The following is a 17,290-nucleotide window of genomic DNA, read 5'->3' as shown; positions in this document are numbered from 1 at the left end:
TGCAGTGAATTACTTATTAGCATCGCCCTCATCAAGGATAATATCGGGTGTATCTTCGATATTTTTAGGGCCAATACATACTGTAAACTCTGCACCGAGTAACACAACCACCCACGACAAATACACCCACACAAATAAAATTGGAATAGTTGCCACCGCACCATAAATCACTTCGTATGAAGGAAAGTGACTGATATAAAGCGCAAAACCTTTTTTAGTTAATTCAAACAACAAGGCTGCAAATAAAGCACCTGGTACTGCAGCTTTAAAAGATACGCGAGTATTAGGCACTAAAGTATAGAGCATAATAAAGCCAGCCATAGAAATTAAATAAGGCAGTAATTTTAATAAAAAGCCACTAAAGCCCGGAATCCCCTGATCGGCAAATGATACTAACGACACAATATATGAAGTAACACCAATACTTGCGCCTAATAACAATGGCCCTAAACTCAACACCATCCAATATACCGCGAAAGAAATCATCATTGGTCGCTTGGTTTTAATTCGCCAAATTCGATTCAGCGTCGCATCAACATTACGGATCAGTAGCAATGCTATCGCTGCAAGAAAACCAATACCTACAGCGGTCATTTGATTGGCATTACCTGCAAAAGACGTTATATGCTCTTTAATTACATCTGATGAGGTAGGCACAAAGTTAGTAAATAAAAAGTTTTCAATAGCAATACGGGTATCTTCAAAGCCAGGAAAAGCCGAGAAAATAGCCACGCCAACTGCAATTAAAGGAACCAATGAAAGTAAGGTTACATAGGCTAAATAACCAGCATTTACAGTAATTTGGTCGTCAATGCAGCGATTAATATACTGCATCCACCACGTTGGCTGCTGACGTATAAGTACCCTCAACTGCTGTTTATAATGTGCGACCTTTTCATTCATAAAGTTAACTTTCTGCTAAAATAGTTTTGATTATCATAGCAATCCACCACATAATTTACAGCACTAACGGATTTAAAAAGGGATCTCGATGAAAAAACTGACTTTACTCAGCGCACCAATATTGGCCTTATCACTGGCTTTATCTGGCTGCCAATCTGCATATTACTCGGCTATGGAATCAGTTGGTGTGCATAAGCGTGACATTTTAGTGGACCGCGTAGAAGCAACTAAAGAGTCTCAAGAAGAGTCTCAAGAGGAATTCCAATCTGCACTTGAACGTTTAACAACATTGATTAACTTTGATGGTGGGGATGTGCAAGCAGCCTATGACCAACTCAATGATGACTACGAATCTAGCCTTGCGGCTGCTAATGACGTTACAAATAACATCAACAAAGTTGAAGATGTAGCTGAAGCATTGTTTGAAGAATGGAGCGATGAATTAGAACAATATTCTAACGCTTCACTTAAACGTGAAAGTAATAAAAAGCTCACCGCAACCAAACGTGACTTTGATAAACTGTTACGCTCTATGCGTAATGCTGAAAGCAAGATGGAGCCGGTACTGTCATCACTGCATGACAATGTTTTATACTTGAAGCATAACCTTAATGCACAAGCTGTATCAGCCATTCAAGGTGAATTCACTAATCTTAAGCGCGATATAAAAGTGTTAATGGATGACATGAACAAGTCGATTGCTGATTCAAATAAATTTATTGAGCAAATGAGTAAAGCAGGCTAAATCAGCCTGTGAGTTTGCCTGTCACTTATCAAGAGCGCTAGTTTGCTAGTCGCGGAGTAATCAAAGCCTACATTTATGTAGGCTTTTTTGTTGTTATATCTTGTTACTTTTTAAGTGTTTTTTCATCGGCTATTTTTGCTACAATTCTACCTAATTAGAATTATAAAAAAATTAAACAATGAAAATACATGCAGTTAGTTTAATTATCGCATCAAGTTTATTAGCTGCGTGTAGCACTGCCAATCATGTGCAAAGAATTGCAGGCGCTGATACTGTTGTGCCACTTCATCAAGAGGGTGAGCAGGCTGGGCGCTACCACAACTTCTATCCAGGGAAAAAAACCTATCCGATTAGCTGCGAAAGTGATTGTTACCCAAGTAATGCTAACTTGATATGTGAAACTCCGGGTGAAAACTGCCTCTATCAAGGCGCGCAACTAGCACCACAACTAAATACCGGCTACACAGTTCGCTGGCTCGGTCACGCCGGGTTTATGATCAACACTCCTAACGGCCAGCAAGTTGTATTTGACCCAGTAAAAGAGCAATTTGACTCCCCTGTTGATTTAGCTTTTCGGCTGGCATCTGGGTTTTATCGTAAACCTGGGGACTGGCTTAGCGAAAGCGAACTTAACAATCTAGACGCAGTAATTTATTCTCATATTCATTACGATCACTTCAATAAAGCAGACATTGAAAGCATCGGTAATAAACCTCGCTACTTAACACCACTTGGTATGGCAGATAACTTTCCTACCGGTGGTTTTAATATTAGCGAAATGGCGTGGTATGCAAAAACTAAAATTGATGATTTAACCATTCATGCGCTACCTGCGCATCATTTTAGCAGTCGTGTGTTAGTGCCCTTTATTTACGAAGATAACGATAAAGATTTATGGAATGGCTGGTTACTTGAGCAAAATGGCAGCACTTTATTTTTTGCAGGCGATACTGGCTACTCCCAACATTTTAAGGATATCCAACAAAAATACGGTGATATTGATATCTGTTTAATGCCGATTGCCTCTTATTACCACGAAGAGAATGGCAACTGGTATCGTTATGTACATACTACTCCTGAGGATGCCTTAACAGCCGCACAGGAGCTTAATTGTAAAGTTATGATACCGTGGGGCTATGGCAACTCAAGTTGGAAGATGGGCGATCACAGCAGCCATTCTGCATTGCTGCGCTTATTGCATATGTATGATGAAATGAAGTCACAAATCCCGCTGTATATTTTAAATGAAGGGCAAAGTGTCGCACTATAAAACGACACTTGGATACTGATACGATTGCTCTTCAGTCTTGCATTCATCATCACCGAGGGAGCGATTTATTGGCCCAAGTAACATACTAAAAAAACCATTAATTATATTCGCTGTTTGGTGTGTCTCTGAGCTATCAAGCGAGTGGTTCTGCACTTGCCGTTGCTGACTTTGTGCACTACCAACAACAAAGTCACAACCCGAGCTCATTACTTGCGACGAAGTACAGCCAGATAACAACATAGCCACAATCAACAACAATACGTTAGCCACAATTATTCCTTTTATATTAATTCTAGTAGTGCCATTACTTTACCTGTTAACTGAGCGAGAAAATGTAAAAAACTGTATTCACTTACGATCCATTACTATCACTAATTTTATACCTGAACATTCTGTCTGTTGTTTTCAATTTTTGTTTCAGTCACTATTGAACCACAAACAAAATAAGAAACTTTGAGAATTAGATGAAAACAGCCGCGCTTACCTTAGGCCTATTAATGAGCAACGCCGCTATGGCTATCGATGTAGAGCATACAGCAACACCAATTACTATTGACGGTGTATCTGAAAGCGCATGGGACCAAGCAAAATGGCAGCCTATGCCTTTTCTTATGGATGGCACCTTGCCTGACTCAGATAAAGACTTTAAAGGCCGCTACAAGTTACTTTGGGATGAAAACTACCTGTATTTACAAGCCGATATTGTGGATGATGTACTAATTGATACCCATCCAGATCCTACCGATAAGTACTGGGACGATGATGCCTTAGAAGTGTTTATTGATAGCGACGCAGCTGGCGGTAACCATCAGTTCAATCATACTGCGTTTGCCTATCACATTGGTCTTGATAACCAAGCTGCCGATTTCGGAGCTGATAAAAAACCCCATTTATACACAGATCATTTAATCAGCCACTGGCAACGAAACAGTACCGCCCCATATAACATCACATGGGAAGTAGCCATTAAGCTCTACCCGAATGATTTCCAAGAAGGTGTGCCAAACACCCCGCTTAAGTTAACGGCAAAGCAAGTAATCGGCTTTATGCTCGCCTACTGCGATAACGACGGCAGTAAAATTCGTGAGCACTTTATGGGTTCGCATGAAGTACAACCCGTAAATGGCAGCCGCAACCTAGGCTATATCGACGCCAGCGTATTTGGAAAGGTTACGTTATTACCGAAAAAGTGATAGGAGTTGGCGAGTCAACTAGAGTAAAGTTAGCAAGTTAAGCAAGGTTGGGTTGAGCGCAGCGAAACCCAACGAAAAAATACCCCGCTAACAAAAACAGGGGCTTTGCATTATCAGCTACTTTAAAAGCCCTTCCTCTTTTACTGCTCATTTTCTTCTCCTTGTGCAAAAAAATCTTTAAGTCAGTTATTCACAAAGAGGATAAGAGGCGCTGCACTTTTAGAGGAAAGAGGTTATGTTGCATGGTTTATAAAATCTAGCGGTTTTTACCTAATAGCTATACAAACACCAATCTAGCCAACTACGCTGTTCTAATCTGACCGCTTATAGCTTACAGCTCTTCCCCTCACAAACTTTACTCTCGCTAACTTTACTCTCGCTAACTAATAACCACAAAAAAGCCGCTGTATTTTGCAATACAGCGGCTTTTAAAATCAGCTTAATTTATAAGGTGATTATCCTTTAGGCGCACGACCAGCACGTTTACGTTCGTTTTCTGTAAGATGACGCTTACGGATACGAATGTTTAGTGGTGTTACTTCAACTAGCTCGTCATCATCGATGAACTCAAGCGCTTGCTCAAGTGAGTAGTTTAGGTGCGGAGAAAGCGTTTGCGCTTCATCAGTACCAGATGCACGTACGTTAGTTAACTGCTTGCCTTTAAGGGCGTTAACTGTAAGGTCGTTATCACGGTTATGAATACCGATAACCATACCTTCGTATACTTCAACACCGTGACCGATGAATAAGCGACCACGTTCTTGTAAGTTGAATAATGCGTTAGTAAGTGCTTTACCTGTTGCATTTGCAATCATTACACCGTTCTTACGAACACCGATCTCGCCACCTTTGTGCGGACCGTAATGGTCGAAAGTATGGTACATAAGACCAGAACCTGATGTAAGCGTCATGAAATCAGTTTGGAAACCGATTAAACCACGACTTGGGATCATAAAGTCTAAACGCATACGACCTTTGCCATCTGGCGTCATATTTGTTAGTTCGCCTTTACGAAGACCAATTTGCTCCATTACAGAACCTTGGTGCTCATCTTGACAGTCAATTGTTACTGTTTCAAACGGTTCTTCTAGAACGCCATCAACAGTACGTAAGATTACTTCTGGACGAGAAACAGCTAGCTCGTAACCTTCACGACGCATGTTTTCGATTAAGATACCTAGGTGTAATTCACCACGACCAGATACACGGAAGCTATCTGGGCTAGCAGTATCTTCAACGCGAAGTGCTACGTTGTGTACTAATTCTTTGTCTAAACGCTCACGGATATTACGTGACGTTACAAACTTACCTTCTTTACCACAGAAAGGTGAGTTATTTACAGAGAATGTCATTGTTACAGTTGGCTCATCAACACTTAGTGGTGGTAATGCCTCAACGTTGCCAGGGAAACAAACTGTATCAGAAATCTTAAGCTCACCAATACCTGTTACTGTAACGATGTTACCAGCGTAAGCTTTATCAGTTTCGATACGCTCAAGGCCTAGGTAGCTTTGTACTGCGCCAATTTTACCATTACGTTTAGTACCATCGGCACTGATAATAGTAACTTGTTGGTTAGGAGCAACAGAACCACGTTTGATACGACCGATACCGACTACACCAACATATGAGTTGTAATCAAGTTGCGAAATCTGCATTTGGAAGTCACCTTCAGGATCTGCATCCGGTGGTGATACTTCGTCAACGATCATCTTGAACATAGGTTCCATGTTGTCTGATGGCTCGTCTAAATCTAATGTTGCCCAGCCGTTGATTGCTGATGCATAGATTACTTTAAAGTCTAACTGTTCGTCAGTTGCGCCTAAGTTGTCGAATAAATCAAAGATTTGATCCATAACCCAATCAGGACGTGCACCTGGCTTATCAATTTTATTGATAACAACGATTGGCTTTAAGCCTTGCGCGAATGCTTTTTGCGTAACGAAACGCGTTTGTGGCATTGGACCTTCTTGAGCATCAACAAGTAGTAATACTGAGTCAGCCATCGAAAGTACGCGTTCAACTTCACCGCCAAAGTCGGCGTGTCCAGGGGTGTCTACGATATTGATATGGTAGTCATTCCATGAAATGGCTGTGTTTTTAGCCAAAATGGTAATACCACGTTCTTTCTCAATGTCGTTTGAGTCCATCACGCGCTCTTCGTTACCGCCGCGTGTTTCTAATGTACCTGATTGCTCAAGTAGTTTGTCAACCAATGTTGTTTTACCGTGGTCAACGTGCGCGATAATCGCTATATTTCTTAACTTTTCGATGCTCATATTTTTACTCAGAGAAATTAATTCTCAATGATCCTGCAAGATCTACGCACTCACCTGCGTTTTCACGAGATGTCCCAGCATAGGATTTAAAAGGGCGCATATTATCCCTCATTAATGACATGGATGAAAGTTTATCCAATATATATTTCACAACTTTCTTCATACTTCTAATAAGTATCTGTTTTATATATGACATTTTAATTAATTTAATTTTTCAATTTGTCACTATTTTGCTCATTCCTAGCTATTATTGTCATAATTTGGCAGTATTTGGTGAGTAAGTTAGCTTTATGTTGGTGTTTATAATCTATACAATTTAGCGCTAAAGAGAAGCAACCACACTGGCGCACCAAAATGATCATAAGACGATCCAATATGGTGCAAAACATATAAAAGCTGGATGTATAACTTATTTTTTAACCTTAAAAAACAATGCACTATAAAAATGGCATAAAAGCCGCTTACTATAAAAGCAAAAGCAATTATGCAGCAAAATAAAACCCAACAGTTGGAGGACACATGTCACAATCGGTTTTAGATTTTATTAAAGAAAATGACGTTAAGTTCGTTGATTTACGCTTTACTGATACCAAAGGTAAAGAGCAACATGTTTCTATTCCTCATCACCAAGTAGATGAAGATTTCTTTGAAGACGGCAAAATGTTTGACGGTTCTTCAATTGCTGGTTGGAAAGGCATTAACGAATCAGACATGGTATTACTACCTGTTGCTGAGTCTGCTAAATTAGACCCTTTCACAGAAGAAGCTACTTTAATTTTACGTTGTGATGTTGTTGAACCTGGCACATTACAAGGTTATGAGCGTGATCCTCGTTCAGTTGCTAAGCGCGCTGAAGAGTACATGCGTTCTACTGGTATTGCTGATACCGTGCTATTTGGTCCTGAGCCAGAGTTCTTCGTATTTGATGACATCAAATACAAAACTGATATGTCAGGTTCAATGTACAAGATTGATTCTAAGCAAGCAGCTTGGAACTCAGATAAAAGCTACGAAGGCGGCAACACTGGCCATCGTCCAGGCGTGAAAGGTGGTTATTTCCCTGTTGCTCCAGTGGATGATTTCCAAGATTGGCGTTCAGCGACGTGTTTAGTTCTTGAAGAGCTAGGTCAAGTTGTAGAAGCGCATCACCACGAAGTGGCTACAGCTGGTCAAAACGAAATCGCAACTCGCTTTAACACTATGGTATTAAAAGCAGATGAAATCCAAGAAATGAAATATGTTATCCATAACATGGCTCATTTATATGGCAAAACAGCGACCTTCATGCCTAAGCCAATCGTTGGTGACAATGGTTCTGGTATGCACTGTCACCAGTCTTTAGCTAAAGACGGTGTTAACTTATTCGCAGGCGACAAGTACGGCGGTCTTTCTGAAGAAGCGCTTTACTACATCGGTGGTATTATCAAGCATGCTAAAGCAATCAATGCTTTTGCAAATGCGTCTACTAACTCGTACAAACGTTTAGTACCAGGCTTTGAAGCGCCAGTAATGCTTGCGTACTCTGCACGTAACCGTTCTGCATCAATCCGTATCCCAGTGGTTCCATCAGAAAAAGGTCGTCGTATCGAAGTACGCTTCCCAGATCCAACAGCTAACCCATACCTTGCTTTCTCTGCAATGCTTATGGCTGGCCTTGATGGTATCAAAAACAAGATCCACCCTGGCGATGCAATGGATAAAGATTTATACGACTTACCAGCAGAAGAAGCAGCAGAAATCCCAACAGTTGCAACTTCACTACAAGAAGCGCTTGCGTCTCTAGATGCTGACCGTGAGTTCTTAAATCAAGGTGGTGTATTCACTAACGATTTAATCGATGCTTACATTGCACTTAAGTCTAAAGAAGTTGAAAAGCTTAACATGACGACTCACCCTGTTGAGTTCGAAATGTACTACAGCTGTTAATTAGGCTGTAGAAAAATTATCTTATAGATAATATATGTGTGTTCTCAAGGCCCGTTCTGCGGGCTTTTTTTATGGCTAATTTTCCCATTCTCCACTAAAGTTTAATTAGTGCAAAAAATGCAAGGTGACAAGGTGAAAAAGACGCTTTTATTACTAGTAACTCTGATTTTAATCAGCTTTTATGGCTATTCTGGCGATAAGAAAATTTATTCTTGGAAAGATAAAAATGGCGTATCAGTATTTTCAGATACTCCTAAACCAGGTGCGCAAGAAATCAAGCTCACCAATCAAAGTTTGTCGATGCCGACTGTTGATACAAGCATTTTAGATGAACAGCAACCAGCGGCTGTGAAAAGCTATAAAGCGGTTATTTCTTCCCCTGCCGATCAAGGCACTGTTCGTGAAAATACCGGTTCAGTGTATGTAACTAGCCGTATAACACCACGCTTTGAGAATGGTTTTAAAATTCAACTACTAGTTGATGGCGCACCGTACGCAGAACCTAGCAATATCAGTACTTTTGCCCTGCGCGAGGTAAACCGTGGCGAACACACATTGCAACTGAAGCTATTTGACCCACAAGGCTCTGTTGTCTCTGTTAGTCCAGTGAGCACATTTTATATGCATAGAGCATCGTCTTTATAAAAACCATGTATTTCTATCAAAGACCATAATTTACTTAAAATATTTGTGCTAAGCTGCTAATAATCATCAACGCACTAAAATGGTGCAACCATGCCCGATAATAAAAATTTTAACCCTGAGTTACTAACTAGCATTTGGCAAAACCTGTCAACGGCAGTGATCTTACTTGATCAACAATTCACCCTTATTTACGCTAATAATAGCGCCAGTGAACTGTTAGGATTAGGCCCTAAACGTATCCTCAATCAACCGTTTGACAGTCTTTTTAATTACCATTCCATTGACCTTAAACGCATTGCACAATACTCTTTGGTAGATGGTGTAGATTGCCACCAGCACAGAGCTGACGTGGTTTTTGTTGATTCTCGTCATGCCAAACTGGCAATTAGTTCGCGTCGCGTGAAGTTACAAAATGAGTATTTTATTTTATTCGAGTGTCGCCAAACCGATGATGAAATTCGCCACGATCAAGCTTCTAATCAAATGCATCAATATCAGGCAGCACGTAACCTAATTAGAGGGCTTGCTCATGAAATCAAAAATCCTTTAGGCGGAATTCGCGGAGCGGCGCAATTATTGCAGTATGAGGTTGATCAGCAAGAACGGGATGAATGTGCAGAATTAATTATTGAACAAGCCGATCGCTTACGAGAGCTTGTTGACAGGCTACTGGGCCCGAATCAATTACCACAAAAGTCATACGGTAATATTCATCAAACCTTAGAGTCTGTAATTAAACTAAGTACATTAGATAATTGCGCCAATATTAGCTTGGAAAAAGATTACGACCCAAGTATACCTGATGTCTATATTGACCAAGGTAAAATTCAGCAAGTAGTACTTAACATCGTTCGAAATGCACAACAAGCGTTAGTCGGTGGTGGCGTGATAAAAATTAAAACACGTATTAATCACCAGCAACGTCGCCCCGGAAAAGCCCCTAAAAAGGCACTGCTGATCCAAATTTCAGATGACGGACCAGGTATCGATTCCAGCATCAAAGAGACATTATTTTACCCGATGATCACCAACAAAGAAGGTGGTTCTGGCTTAGGTCTCTCGATTGCACAAACCTTGATCGATCAACACAACGGCTATATAGAATGCGATAGCTGGCCAGGTCATACAGAGTTTAATATATATCTGCCTTTTGCGGATTAATCGGTTTTTGGAGTTTGCATGAAAACAGTTTGGCTGGTTGATGATGATGCATCTATTCGCTTTGTACTTGAAAAAGCACTAACTCGCGCAGGATTTAATGCTGAAAGTTTTTCTAATGCACAAGACGTGCTGTCAGCATTAAAGTTTAGCCAACCTACGGTACTGGTGTCTGATGTACGTATGCCTGGTATGGATGGTATGGCATTATTAGAACTGATCGCTGAACAAAACCCAGGCTTGCCAGTGATCATCATGACTGCGCATTCAGATTTAGATTCAGCGGTAAATGCGTTTCAAAAAGGTGCTTTTGAATACCTAGCCAAACCATTTGATTTAAATGAAGCAGTTGCGTTAGTAGAAAGCGCGTGTCGCGCTAACTCAACTAAAAAAGTAAAACGTAAACCCGCACCACCTAAAAGTGCCCATATCATTGGCGAAGCGCCAGCCATGCAGGAAGTATTTCGGGCAATAGGTAAGCTGTCAGCATCAAGTATGAGCGTACTTATCAATGGTGAATCTGGTACCGGTAAAGAATTGGTAGCCAGTGCTTTACATAACCACAGCCCACGCAAAGAAAACCAGTTTATTGCCTTAAACATGGCAGCTATTCCAAAAGAGTTGGTTGAATCAGAGCTATTTGGCCATGAAAAAGGCGCTTTTACTGGTGCTGATAGCGTACGTAAAGGTCGCTTTGAGCAAGCCAATGGCGGTACGCTATTCTTAGATGAGATTGGTGATATGCCGCTGGATGTACAAACCCGTTTGCTGCGTGTTTTAGCTGATGGTGAGTTTTACCGTGTTGGTGGCCATCAAAGTATTAAAGTTGATGTCCGGATCATTGCCGCGACTCACCAAAACCTTGAAGACTTAGTAAAACAAGGCAAATTCAGAGACGATTTATTTCATCGCTTAAATGTTGTGCGCCTGCGCCTACCTGCACTGCGTGAACGTACCGAAGACATTGAACGCTTAGCACAGCATTTTTTACATAAAAGCGCCAAAGACTTACAAGTCGAAAGCAAAATTCTCAGCTCAAAAGCCACCGACTTACTACGCTTGTTCAACTGGCCTGGCAATGTTCGTCAACTAGAGAACACCTGCCGCTGGCTTACCGTTATGGCTCCCGGCGAGCTTGTGAGTGAGCAAGACTTACCTCCAGAGATCTTAGCAATTGACGAGACTCAACAAGAGGGTGATTGGCTTGATGCCTTTCAACAATGGCTTAACCTAGAGCTTAAGCAAGGCAAAGAAAACATCTGGCCTAATGTACAAGCGCAATTAGAAACCCGCCTAATTAAAACCGCATTGGCAAACTGTGCAGGACATAAACAAGAAGCCGCAGTAAAAATAGGCTGGGGCCGCAATACATTGACCCGTAAATTAAAAGAGCGCAATATCAACTAACTTCCCTGCTCAAACGAAGGAAAATAAGTTGAAGTTAATCGAGCATATTCCATTAATAAAGCAGATGGAGATACTTAATAGGCTGAGTTTTTTTAGAGAGTTCAGCCTCAATGAGCGCCAAGTATTACTGGAGTCATTCAGTCACTTATACTTGATCAATAAAGATCGCTTTGTGTTTAAACAGTTTGATAACGACAAACAACTGTATATCGTGCTCAGCGGCGCTATTGTGGTATTTAAACATAGTCATCTGATGGATTTAGGCACCATTGAACCAGGCGAATTTATTGGTGAAGGTGCGTTTATAAATAACCGCGAGCACAGCACCAGTGCTCGTGCTAAAAGCGATACCATAGTACTGGCGATTACCAGCGAAGCACTAATACGTTTACCAAATGTGATCCGCGAAAAAATTAAAGACCGCATTATCGAAGGGATGAGCGAGCGTATAGCCAAACTTAGTCACTACCTAGAATCACGGGGCTAATCCATATACACAACTTGCAGCGAGCAGTTTAACCAATGCGGCCCTGTAATGTGTGCGTTATAGCGAAATGTGTCTGAGGGCTTTTCCCCAAAAGGAGTAGCAACCAAAGGGCTTAAATGCGTGTATGACTGCGAAGTATCTCTATAATTGATGACTAAATAATTTTCATAACGCTGCCAAACTAACTGAGCGCGGGCACCATTTAGTAAAGCAAATTCAACCAAGTTATCAACAAATCTAACTTTGAGACCATTGTAACGATCTTCAACGCAACCAGTAGTTCGCATTTGTTCTGGCACATCAAAACCTAGCTCTATTTGCTCACCACGCAAGTAAAAGCCAATATTGCCATTGCTATAATGATGATTTGCCGCCGACACATAGTGTATCTGTGGCTGATAGCCCATTGCTTGCATAATATCAGCAAGCTGCTCGGTTTCAGCTGTAAGTAGCTTATCTTCGGAAGTTAACAGTGTCGCAGCGGCAAACTCTTTGGGGATTGGTAATTGAATAAACTGATACGGTAATGGTTGTTGCTGTAAGCGTATTGTTAGCTGTTGTTTTTCTAGCTCTGTTAACGCTTGCGTGTACACATATATTGTTGGTTGTTGGCACGCAGTTAGTAATAACAACATGCCAATTAAAATGCCATATTTCATAGTCACCTCGAATAGATTACAACTGTAGTCTATTCGAGGTGACTATTTATAGCAAGTTAATTCACTTGGCTATTGAGCCAAGCATCCACGCTTTTACGGGTATATAAAACATCCTTAAACAAGCGGTGTCGTTGAAACTCAAGTAGTTTTTCTTTGCTATTTTCACCACAACTTAATTGGCTGTGATTGTCGTTAAAACGTGAAATAAGCGAAAAGCCTCGCTCTGGTTGTTGCGATGCTTTCTTTGCAACCTGATTAAGCCGCGCACGCACATCATCTGCGGTCATAAAGTCAGAACCCTCTAAACCCATTAGCTCTTTTTTCATGGCTAGTCTTACGCCCATGTTAAATCTCCAGTACTGCGGCATTTGTAATAAAATGACCAACTAAATATCGAATTCGATTCGAACAGCAAATTGTAGGCCAGCTTTTCACGCGGATACTACGCTTGAATTACTACCGTTTTTTTAAAGACGGTAGAAAATTCGATATAGTTTCAGGTTAATTCTATTTAATGCCCTGTAGACTTTAGGCTGCTTGATGCAAAAGTCGCGCACAGCCTTTATACTACAGGCTGTGCCCTACCTTAATGAGATCAAACATGAACGACGAATATATTGAAATTGAATTAGAAGAAGAGCCAATTGAGCTATGCAAACTCTTAAAAGTTCTTGATTTAGTCGAAGGTGGCGGCCAAGCCAAAAACCTTATCACTGAAGGTTATGTTGGCGTTAACCATGAAATTTGTACAATCAAGCGGAAAAAATTATACAGTGGTGATGTGCTTGAATTTGATGGTGAGCTATTTAAGTTAACCCTAAGTGAAGATGCAACACCGGCGCAGCGTGCTGTGGAAAATACTCAATCTGAGAGTGTAAAAAGCCCTGTGCAAGAAACACCAGCGGCACCTAAAAACAAACGTAAACGTACTAAAAAGCCGAAAGTAGATGAAAAAACGGGCCGTCGTCCAATTTCATTTGGTTAATCACCAGCATAACTTGTAAAACAGTTTGAGGTCGTCTTTAATTACTTTCTAAATAACGACAAATAGAAAGCATTTTATGACGACTTCAACAGCCCCTACTTGGCTCAAAAGTGTTGCTTGGGCCGCATTAGTTTGGAATTTACTCGGGGTAATTGCATTTATTATGCAACTGCTTATGACACCTGAGATGATTAGTAAACTTCCTGCAGATCAACAAGCTGCATATTCAAATACCCCTTTATGGTCTACCTTAGCATTTGCTGTAGCCGTTTTTGCTGGCACATTAGGCTGTGTTTTCTTATTGCTTAAAAATGCCATTGCGCGAGCGTGTTTTGCGTTGTCTTTAATCGCGATTTTTATCCAGCAATTTTATAATTTTATCGTCATTAACAGTATTGCATTACTCGGTGCGAGTGCTGTATTTATGCCACTACTGGTGATCATCATCGCTGTTTTATTATTACAACTTAGTCATCGTGGCAAACAACAAGGCTGGCTGAGATAAAACATCACTGCAAGCTTGCGTTGTTTTGATTGGTTTTACTACCCATGGCTTGAAATCTAAATTTTCAGCATCATCTCAGTATCATAAACTGTCTACTAATCGTGCAATCTGATACTGGTATGCAGTTTGCATTTCACTATTTAAAAGAGGTTACATTTACCATTTAAGGACATTCATCTACTTTAGGGGCATATAATGAATAATAGTTTTGATACCCAAAAACAACTCACTATTAATGGCGAGCAGTTTCATATTCATTCACTGCAAGGATTAGGCGACAAAGCCAAACGATTGCCGTTCTCGCTGAAAATTCTACTAGAAAATTTATTACGCAATGAAGATGGCGTAAATATCAAAGCACAAGATATCGATGCATTATTAGATTGGGATCCTCAAGCTAAGCCAACTGCTGAGGTAGCATTTACGCCAGCACGCGTAGTAATGCAAGACTTTACCGGTGTGCCTGCAATCGTTGATTTAGCCGCAATGCGTGACGCCATGGAAAAACTCGGTGGCGATCCTGCGAAAATAAACCCACTCTCTCCTGCCGAATTGGTAATTGATCACTCTGTACAAGTAGATGGCTATGGTAATGATGGCTCATTTGATTTAAATGCCAAGCTAGAATATGAACGCAATAAAGAACGCTATGAGTTTTTACGTTGGGGGCAAACAGCCTTTGATAACTTAAAAGTAGTGCCGCCTGCAACAGGGATCGTTCACCAAGTGAATTTAGAATACCTGGCACGAGTGGTATTTAACGAAGACCGCAACGGGCAAAAATTTGCTTACCCAGATACCTTAGTTGGTACTGATTCTCATACTACCATGATCAATGGCTTAGGCGTGCTTGGCTGGGGTGTAGGTGGTATTGAAGCAGAAGCCGCAATGCTCGGCCAGCCAATTAGCTTGCTGATCCCACAAGTTGTGGGCATGAAGCTCAGTGGCCGCTTACCTGAAGGCACCACAGCGACAGATTTAGTACTGACCGTCACTGAAATATTGCGTAAGCATGGCGTTGTAGGTAAATTTGTAGAATTTTATGGCGATGGCCTTGCTGATTTACCACTGGCCGACCGCGCAACCATAGCCAACATGGCACCGGAATACGGCGCTACCTGTGGTATTTTCCCTATTGATGATGAAACCATTAGTTACTTGCGCTTAACTAATCGCGATGAAGAGCAGTTAAAACTGATTGAAGACTACGCAAAACATCAAGGGTTATGGCGTAATGATGGCGATGAAGCTAATTACACCGATAAACTCGAGTTAAACCTCAGCGATGTGGTGCCAAGCCTTGCAGGTCCAAAACGTCCACAAGATAGAATTGCACTGGATCAAGCCGGCGATATTATTACCAAACACTTAAAAACCTTCCAAGATGAACGCTTAGCAAAACGTGACAACAGCGATGAACAGCAATCGCGTATTGAAAGTGAAGGTCCAGCTATAAACCCTGATGATACGGTCAACGAAGCACAGTTTATGGGGGCTGCAAAGGTTAACTTTAAAGAGCAAGAATTTGAGCTCAAAGATGGCGCTTGTGTGATTGCTGCCATTACTAGCTGTACCAACACTTCTAATCCAAGTGTGATTTTAGCCGCTGGTTTAGTTGCGCAAAAAGCTCGCCAATTAGGAATTAATGTAAAGCCTTGGGTAAAAACATCACTAGCACCTGGCTCACAAGTGGTCACTGACTACTTAGAAAAAGCAGGTTTAATGGATGATTTAGATGCCCTTGGCTTTAACCTAGTGGGTTATGGTTGTACTACCTGTATTGGTAATTCAGGCCCTCTCGCTGATGAAATCTCTGACGCGATTCAAAAACATAAACTGGTGGTAAGTTCTATATTATCAGGTAACCGTAACTTTGAAGGGCGTATTCACCAAGATGTGAAAATGAACTTTTTAGCTTCACCACCGTTGGTTGTTGCTTACGCAATTGCTGGGCGCACTGATATCGATGTATACAACGAGCCTCTAGCGCAAGATGCTAATGGTAATGATATTTACCTGAAAAATATCTGGCCTTCAGTAAGTGAAGTAAATGAACTCGTGAAAAAAACCGTTACCAAAGAAATGTTTGCTTCAAGTTACGGCAATGTCTACAAAGGTGACGATCGTTGGCAGCAAATTAAAATACCTGATGGCAAATTGTATGATTGGAATGATGCATCAACTTACATCAAAAAAGCGCCATTCTTTGATGGTATGACAGCAGAACCACCGGGGATCCCAACAATTAATGGCGCACGCTGTTTAGCAAAACTTGGCGACTCTGTTACTACCGACCATATTTCTCCTGCAGGGGCAATCAAGGCCGATGCACCAGCAGGCCTATACCTGCAAGAAAATGGCGTTGAAAAAGCCCAATTTAACTCTTATGGTTCACGTCGTGGTAATCACGAAGTGATGATGCGTGGTACGTTTGCCAACGTAAGGTTAAAAAACTTGCTTGCACCAGGCACCGAAGGCGGTGTAACGCGCACTCAACCTGATGATGAGCTTGCCAGTATTTACGATGCTGCAATGGCGTATCAACAGCAAGGCGTACCGCTCGTTGTGCTTGCCGGTGCTGAGTATGGTACGGGTTCATCACGAGACTGGGCAGCGAAAGGTTCGCTATTATTAGGTATTAAAGCGGTCATTGCGCAAAGTTATGAGCGTATTCATCGCTCGAACCTAATTGGTATGGGCGTGCTACCACTGCAATTTAAAGCAGGTGAGAGCCATGAATCACTGGGGTTAACAGGTCAAGAGCAGTTCGATATCGAAGGTCTCTACGATAAAACCAAGGAAGTTAGTGTCGTTGCCACTAATAGCGAAGGCAAAAAACTAAGCTTTAGTGCCGATGTCCGTATTGATACCCCCAAAGAGTGGGATTACTACAAACATGGCGGCATTTTACAGTATGTACTGCGTAATATGTTAACTAGCTAATTAATCTATAATATTAGGGCTTTGCAAAATTAATTTGCTTAGCCCTTAATTTTTTGATGTAAAACAAGTCAGCTTACTCATTATTAACTACACTTAATTCATCTTATCATTAATGCCTGCATACTATGACCGAGCAGAAGATCATCACAGTACTAAAAGTATTTATTGTCCTTGGCATATGCCTT

At 41.2% G+C, this 17,290-nt stretch carries 16 protein-coding genes; 11 read left to right on the top strand and 5 right to left on the bottom strand.

Annotated elements, in window-relative coordinates:
- Positions 1-9: 9 nt before the first annotated feature.
- Positions 10-903, bottom strand: coding sequence for a virulence factor BrkB family protein (locus H5203_RS13550; protein WP_145237963.1), 894 nt, complete (start codon positions 901-903; stop codon positions 10-12).
- A gap of 88 nt (positions 904-991) precedes the next feature.
- Here H5203_RS13550 and H5203_RS13545 point away from each other — a divergent pair, with 88 nt between their 5' ends.
- Both H5203_RS13545 and H5203_RS13540 read left to right on the top strand, forming a co-directional pair.
- The gene (locus tag H5203_RS13545) at positions 992-1,648 is read left to right on the top strand and encodes a DUF2959 domain-containing protein (RefSeq protein ID WP_145237960.1); all 657 of its coding nucleotides are present in this window, start codon (positions 992-994) and stop codon (positions 1,646-1,648) included.
- Positions 1,649-1,826: 178 nt separating this feature from the next.
- The gene (locus H5203_RS13540; RefSeq protein ID WP_182819865.1) at positions 1,827-2,918 is read left to right on the top strand and encodes an MBL fold metallo-hydrolase; all 1,092 of its coding nucleotides are present in this window, start codon (positions 1,827-1,829) and stop codon (positions 2,916-2,918) included.
- Here the strand turns inward: H5203_RS13540 and H5203_RS13535 are convergent.
- Positions 2,913-3,188 carry a hypothetical protein gene (locus tag H5203_RS13535; protein WP_145237954.1) on the bottom strand — a complete coding sequence of 92 codons (276 nt, stop codon included), beginning with the start codon at positions 3,186-3,188 and terminating at the stop codon, positions 2,913-2,915. The two genes, H5203_RS13540 and H5203_RS13535, sit on opposite strands and share 6 nt — an antisense overlap.
- Before the next feature lie 194 nt (positions 3,189-3,382).
- Here H5203_RS13535 and H5203_RS13530 point away from each other — a divergent pair, with 194 nt between their 5' ends.
- A complete protein-coding gene (locus tag H5203_RS13530) occupies positions 3,383-4,111 on the top strand; it encodes a CBM9 family sugar-binding protein (protein WP_145237951.1) in 729 nt (242 codons plus the stop codon).
- 455 nt (positions 4,112-4,566) lie between these two features.
- Here the strand turns inward: H5203_RS13530 and typA are convergent, their stop codons facing one another.
- The gene (gene typA / locus H5203_RS13525) at positions 4,567-6,390 is read right to left on the bottom strand and encodes a translational GTPase TypA (protein WP_145237948.1); all 1,824 of its coding nucleotides are present in this window, start codon (positions 6,388-6,390) and stop codon (positions 4,567-4,569) included.
- Positions 6,391-6,909: 519 nt separating this feature from the next.
- Here typA and glnA point away from each other — a divergent pair.
- The 5 genes from glnA to H5203_RS13500 all read left to right on the top strand — a co-directional run bounded on the left by glnA (position 6,910) and on the right by H5203_RS13500 (position 12,013).
- Positions 6,910-8,316 carry a glutamate--ammonia ligase gene (gene glnA / locus H5203_RS13520; RefSeq protein WP_145237945.1) on the top strand — a complete coding sequence of 469 codons (1,407 nt, stop codon included), beginning with the start codon at positions 6,910-6,912 and terminating at the stop codon, positions 8,314-8,316.
- A gap of 132 nt (positions 8,317-8,448) precedes the next feature.
- Positions 8,449-8,961 carry a DUF4124 domain-containing protein gene (locus H5203_RS13515; protein WP_246175485.1) on the top strand — a complete coding sequence of 171 codons (513 nt, stop codon included), beginning with the start codon at positions 8,449-8,451 and terminating at the stop codon, positions 8,959-8,961.
- A gap of 90 nt (positions 8,962-9,051) precedes the next feature.
- On the top strand, positions 9,052-10,122 hold the full coding sequence (gene glnL / locus H5203_RS13510) for a nitrogen regulation protein NR(II) (RefSeq protein ID WP_145237942.1): 1,071 nt from the start codon (positions 9,052-9,054) through the stop codon (positions 10,120-10,122).
- 18 nt (positions 10,123-10,140) lie between these two features.
- Complete coding sequence (gene ntrC / locus H5203_RS13505; RefSeq protein WP_145237940.1) at positions 10,141-11,526, top strand: nitrogen regulation protein NR(I); 1,386 nt, start codon at positions 10,141-10,143, stop codon at positions 11,524-11,526.
- Between the two features lie 28 nt (positions 11,527-11,554).
- Complete coding sequence (locus H5203_RS13500; protein WP_145237937.1) at positions 11,555-12,013, top strand: cyclic nucleotide-binding domain-containing protein; 459 nt, start codon at positions 11,555-11,557, stop codon at positions 12,011-12,013.
- Here the strand turns inward: H5203_RS13500 and H5203_RS13495 are convergent.
- Complete coding sequence (locus H5203_RS13495; protein ID WP_145237934.1) at positions 12,010-12,672, bottom strand: hypothetical protein; 663 nt, start codon at positions 12,670-12,672, stop codon at positions 12,010-12,012. The genes H5203_RS13500 and H5203_RS13495 overlap by 4 nt on opposite strands.
- A gap of 56 nt (positions 12,673-12,728) precedes the next feature.
- Positions 12,729-13,016 carry a hypothetical protein gene (locus H5203_RS13490; RefSeq protein WP_145237930.1) on the bottom strand — a complete coding sequence of 96 codons (288 nt, stop codon included), beginning with the start codon at positions 13,014-13,016 and terminating at the stop codon, positions 12,729-12,731.
- 257 nt (positions 13,017-13,273) lie between these two features.
- Between H5203_RS13490 and H5203_RS13485 the strand changes: the two genes are divergently transcribed.
- The 3 genes from H5203_RS13485 (at position 13,274) to acnA (ending at position 17,105) form a co-directional block, all read left to right on the top strand.
- Positions 13,274-13,657, top strand: a complete 384-nt coding sequence (locus tag H5203_RS13485) for an RNA-binding S4 domain-containing protein (protein ID WP_064667768.1) — start codon at positions 13,274-13,276, stop codon at positions 13,655-13,657.
- Positions 13,658-13,733: 76 nt separating this feature from the next.
- Positions 13,734-14,162, top strand: a complete 429-nt coding sequence (locus H5203_RS13480) for a hypothetical protein (protein ID WP_145237927.1) — start codon at positions 13,734-13,736, stop codon at positions 14,160-14,162.
- 195 nt (positions 14,163-14,357) lie between these two features.
- On the top strand, positions 14,358-17,105 hold the full coding sequence (acnA, locus tag H5203_RS13475) for an aconitate hydratase AcnA (protein WP_145237924.1): 2,748 nt from the start codon (positions 14,358-14,360) through the stop codon (positions 17,103-17,105).
- Positions 17,106-17,290: the final 185 nt, after the last annotated feature.

The organism is Pseudoalteromonas sp. SG41-1 (assembly GCF_014164575.1).
In the GTDB taxonomy this organism is placed as follows: domain Bacteria; phylum Pseudomonadota; class Gammaproteobacteria; order Enterobacterales; family Alteromonadaceae; genus Pseudoalteromonas; species Pseudoalteromonas rhizosphaerae.
Note: the sequence above shows the minus strand (reverse complement) of the source record. Positions and strands in the feature narration are given on the sequence as shown.